Here is a 4,775-nt window from a genome sequence, read left to right as displayed (position 1 = left end):
GAGGTCACCTCGCTCGGCCTGAAGGAAGCCAAGGATCTCGTCGAGGGCGCGCCCAAGGCCATCAAGGAAGGCGCGAGCAAGGACGAGGCCGCGGCCATCAAGAAGAAGTTCGAAGAGGCAGGCGCGAAGGTCGAGATCAAGTAGCACGTCTCGGCCTGTCGCGAGCCGCGTGTGCCCGCCTCGGCACCCTTCGGGTGCTTCGGCGAGGCCGCGCGGCTTTCGCCGTTGTGTTGGAGTCAGTTCGGCATCGCAAACCTCGTGCGACGGGTGGTCCGTGGCGGGACCGACCCGGGGGAATCGAGAAGTATGAGCAGCAGCCTGGCCAAGAACGTCTACCGCGAGCGCATCGACTTTTCCAAGATCCGGACCACGGTCCCGATTCCCAACCTGATCGAAATCCAGAAGAAGTCCTACGACCGCTTCCTGCAGATGTACACGCTGCCGGCCGAGCGCGAGGACGTCGGCCTGCAGGCCGTCTTCAAGTCCGTGTTCCCGATCTCGGACTTCCGCGAGAACTCCTCGCTGGAGTTCATCGAGTACTCGATCGGCAACTGGGACGAGTGCGGGTGGGGAGACGAGGCGCGCGGGCTGGTCCATGAGATCGGCGGGCGCCGCATGGCGCTCAACCTGAAGTACGACATCAACGAGTGCCTCGAGCGCGGGATGACGTACGCGATCCCGCTCAAGGTGACGATCCGCCTCGTGGTCTGGAACAAGGACCCCGAGACCGGCGCCAAGACCATCCGCGACATCAAGGAGCAGGAGGTCTACTTCGGCGACATCCCGTTGATGACCGATCACGGGACGTTCATCATCAACGGCACCGAGCGCGTCATCGTCTCGCAGCTGCACCGGTCGCCGGGCGCATTCTTCCACACGGAAGACAAGACGCTCTTCATCGGCCAGCTCATTCCGTATCGCGGCTCGTGGGTCGAGTTCGAGTACGACAGCAAGAACCTGCTGTACGTGCGCATCGACCGCAAGCGCAAGTTCCTCGGCACGGTGTTCCTGCGGGCGCTCGGCCTGCGCAACGCCGACGAGATGCTGCGCGCGTTCTACACGATCGACTCGCTGCACCTGAAGGGCGATCAGGTCCACTGGACCGTCGGCGACAGTCCTGTCGACTGGCGTGCCGGCGACGACATGACCATCCCTGGCTCCGAGCTGTCGCTCACGCGCGGCAAGCGGATCACGAAGGCGCTCATCAAGGCCCTGCGCCAGGCAGGCATCACCGAGGTGCCCGTCGAGTACAGCCACCTCGAAGGCGAACAGGCCTTCTCGGCCGCCGACATCGTCGACCCGTCGTCGGGCGAGGTGCTGCTCGAGGCCAACGAGGAACTGACGGCGCGCGTGATCGCGATGGCCCAGGAGAAGGGCATCGAGCGCATCGACATCTTCTTCCCCGAGAAGGACGAAGTGGGGCCGGTGCTGTCGGCCACGCTGAATAAGGATCCGATCCGCACGCACGAGGAAGCGCTCATCGAGATCTACCGCCGTCTGCGTCCGGGGGATCCCCCGACGCTCGAGAGCTCGCGGTCGCTCTTCGAGAGCATGTTCTTCAACCCGCAGAAGTACGACTTCTCGCGCGTGGGCCGGCTGAAGCTCAACACGAAGCTGAAGCTGCAGACGCCGCTCGACGAGAAGGTGCTGCACCCGCAGGACTTCTACGAGGTCATCAAGTACCTGCTGAAGCTGCGCCGCAACCCGGCCAACGTGGACGACATCGATCACCTCGGCAACCGGCGCGTACGCTCGGTGGGCGAGCTCCTCGAGAACCAGTTCCGCATCGGCCTGGTGCGCATGGAGCGGGCGATCAAGGAAAAGATGTCGGTGTACCAGGAGATGGCCACCGCGATGCCGCACGACCTGATCAACGCCAAGCCGGTGATGGCGGCGATCAGGGAGTTCTTCGGCAGCTCGCAGCTCTCGCAGTTCATGGACCAGACCAACCCGCTCTCCGAGATCACGCACAAGCGGCGTCTCTCGGCGCTCGGGCCGGGCGGCCTGTCGCGCGAGCGCGCCGGGTTCGAGGTGCGCGACGTCCACACCACGCACTACGGGCGCATCTGCCCCATCGAGACGCCTGAAGGGCCGAACATCGGCCTCATTTCGTCGCTCTCGTCGTTCGCGCGGATCAACGAGTTCGGCTTCATCGAGTCGCCGTACCGCAAGGTGGAGCACGGGCACGTGGTGGACTACGTGCGCGTGACGCACGGCGCGGGCGCGCTGGAGACGGGCGCCGTGGTGCGTGCGTCGGAAGCCGCGGCGGCGCGCAAGGCGCACCCGGAGATCGAGGTCGAGCCGCACCCGTTCTACCTGTCGGCGTGGGAAGAGGACCAGTACATCATCGCGCAGGCCAACGCGGAGGTGGACGCCAAGGGGCAGTTCGTCAGCGAGCGCGTGAACGCGCGCCAGGCGGGCAACTTCATCCTCGCGCCGCGTGAGCACATCCAGTTCATCGACGTCTCGCCCAAGCAGCTCGTGTCGGTGGCGGCCTCGCTCATCCCGTTCCTCGAGAACGACGACGCGAACCGCGCGCTGATGGGCAGCAACATGCAGCGCCAGGCCGTGCCGCTGCTGCGCGCCAAGGCGCCGTACGTGGGCACCGGCATGGAGTACATCACGGCGCGCGATTCAGGCGCGGTGACGCTCGCGCGCCGGGCCGGCGTTGTGGACTACGTCGACAGCCAGCGCATCGTCGTGCGCGTGGACGGCGATCAGGTGTCTAGCGAGATGGGTGCCGACATCTACAACCTGATCAAGTTCAAGCGCTCGAACCAGAACACCTGCATCAACCAGCGGCCGATCGTCCGCGTGGGCGAGAAGGTGGTCAGGGGGCAGGTGCTGGCCGACGGGCCGTGCACGGAGATGGGCGAGCTCGCGCTCGGCCGCAATGTGCTCGTCGCGTTCATGCCGTGGCGCGGCTACAACTTCGAGGACGCCATCCTCGTCTCCGAGAAGCTGGTGAAGGAGGACTACTACACCTCCATCCATATCGAGGAGTTCGAGATCGAGGCGCGGGACACCAAGCTCGGGCCCGAGGAGATCACGCGCGACATCCCGAACGTCGGGGAGCACTACCTGCGCGATCTCGACGAGAGCGGCATCATCCGCATCGGCGCGTACGTGAAGCCGGGCGACATCCTGGTGGGCAAGGTCACGCCGAAGGGCGAGACGCAGCTCACGCCGGAAGAGAAGCTGCTGCGCGCGATCTTCGGCGAGAAGGCCGGCGACGTGAAGGACGCGTCGCTCACCTGCCCGCCGGGCATCGAAGGCATCATCGTCGGCGTCAAGATCTTCTCGCGCAAGGGCATCGAGAAGGACGACAGGGCCAAGGCCATCGAGGCCGAAGAGCTCGAGATGATGGAGAAGAACCTCCAGGACGAGATCCGCATCCTTCACGACGAGGTGAAGAAGCGCGTGGTCGCGTTGCTGGACGGGCAGACGCTGCGCACGGACCTCTTCGACCAGCACGGACAGCAGCGGCTGGTGAAGAAAGGTACGGCGCTGACGCGCGAGCTGATGCAGGACGTGCCGTTCCTGTCGCTCGTGCGCGCGCGCGTCGACGCCTCCGACCCGCGCGTGGAGGACGCGCTCCGCGAGATCGAGGAGCGCACCGACCGCCAGGTGGAGGTCACGCGCGAGGTCTTCGAGGAGAAGAAGGAGAAGATCCGCCGCGGCGACGAACTGCCGCCGGGCGTGATCAAGCTGGTCAAGGTCTACGTCGCCATGAAGCGCAAGCTGTCGGTGGGCGACAAGATGGCCGGCCGTCACGGCAACAAGGGCGTCATCGCGCGCATCCTGCCTGAAGAGGACATGCCGTACCTGCCGGACGGCCGTCCGGTGGAGATCGTGCTGAACCCGCTCGGCGTGCCGTCGCGCATGAACGTGGGCCAGATCCTCGAGACGCACCTCGGGTGGGCGGCGCACGGGATCGGTGAGCAACTCGACGCGATGGTGCGCGAGCACCGCGCGAACGACGACGTGAAGGCGCGGCTCGCCGTGGTCTTCCCGACCTCCGACCGCGTGAAGGCGCTGCGCTCGGCGAGTGACGTGGCGGCATTCACCTCGACGCGCAAGGCCGGCGTGCACTGCGCGCCGCCGGTGTTCGACGGCGCCAAGGACGACGAGAGCCGCCAGTACCTGTCGCTGGCCGGCCTGCCCGAAGAGGGCAAGACCGACCTCTACGACGGCATGACCGGGCAGAAGTTCGAGCAGAAGGTGACCGTCGGGTACATCTACATGCTCAAGCTCTCTCACCTGGTCGACGACAAGATCCACGCGCGATCGATCGGACCGTACTCGCTCATCACGCAGCAGCCGCTCGGGGGCAAGGCGCAGTTCGGCGGCCAGCGCTTCGGCGAGATGGAAGTGTGGGCGCTCGAAGCCTATGGCGCCGCGCACATCCTGCAGGAGCTGCTCACCGCCAAGTCCGACGACGTGACGGGACGCGCGAAGATCTACGAAGCGATCGTCAAGGGCGACGCCAGCTTCACGCCGGGTCTGCCCGAATCGTTCAACGTGCTGATCCGCGAGCTCCAGGCGCTGTGTCTCGACGTCGAACTGGTGAAGCTGCGAGGGCGGCCCGCGCCGATGCTGGCCGAGGAGCCGTCACCCGTGGAACCCGTGGGGCAGGGGGTTTAAGCGAACATGCGACCAGATTTCTCGACCAAGGGTACCCTCACCGCCGACTTCGACTCGATCCGGATCAGCCTGGCCTCGCCGGAGAAGATCCGTCAGTGGTCGTATGGCGAGGTCACCAAGCCCGAGACGAT

Annotated in this window: 2 protein-coding genes; both read left to right on the top strand. The window is 65.9% G+C overall.

The features are described 5' to 3' along the window. Positions 1–144: ribosomal protein L7/L12 (locus IT182_09145; protein ID MCC6163500.1), on the top strand; the 144-nt coding region annotated here is incomplete at its 5' end. A 162-nt stretch (positions 145–306) separates the two neighbouring features. Continuing rightward, positions 307–4,644 carry a DNA-directed RNA polymerase subunit beta gene (gene rpoB, locus IT182_09140; protein ID MCC6163499.1) on the top strand — a complete coding sequence of 1,446 codons (4,338 nt, stop codon included), beginning with the start codon at positions 307–309 and terminating at the stop codon, positions 4,642–4,644. Positions 4,645–4,775 lie beyond the last annotated feature (131 nt).

Source organism: Acidobacteriota bacterium (genome assembly GCA_020845575.1).
Classification (GTDB): Bacteria; Acidobacteriota; Vicinamibacteria; order Vicinamibacterales; family Vicinamibacteraceae; genus Luteitalea.
Note: the sequence above shows the minus strand (reverse complement) of the source record. Positions and strands in the feature narration are given on the sequence as shown.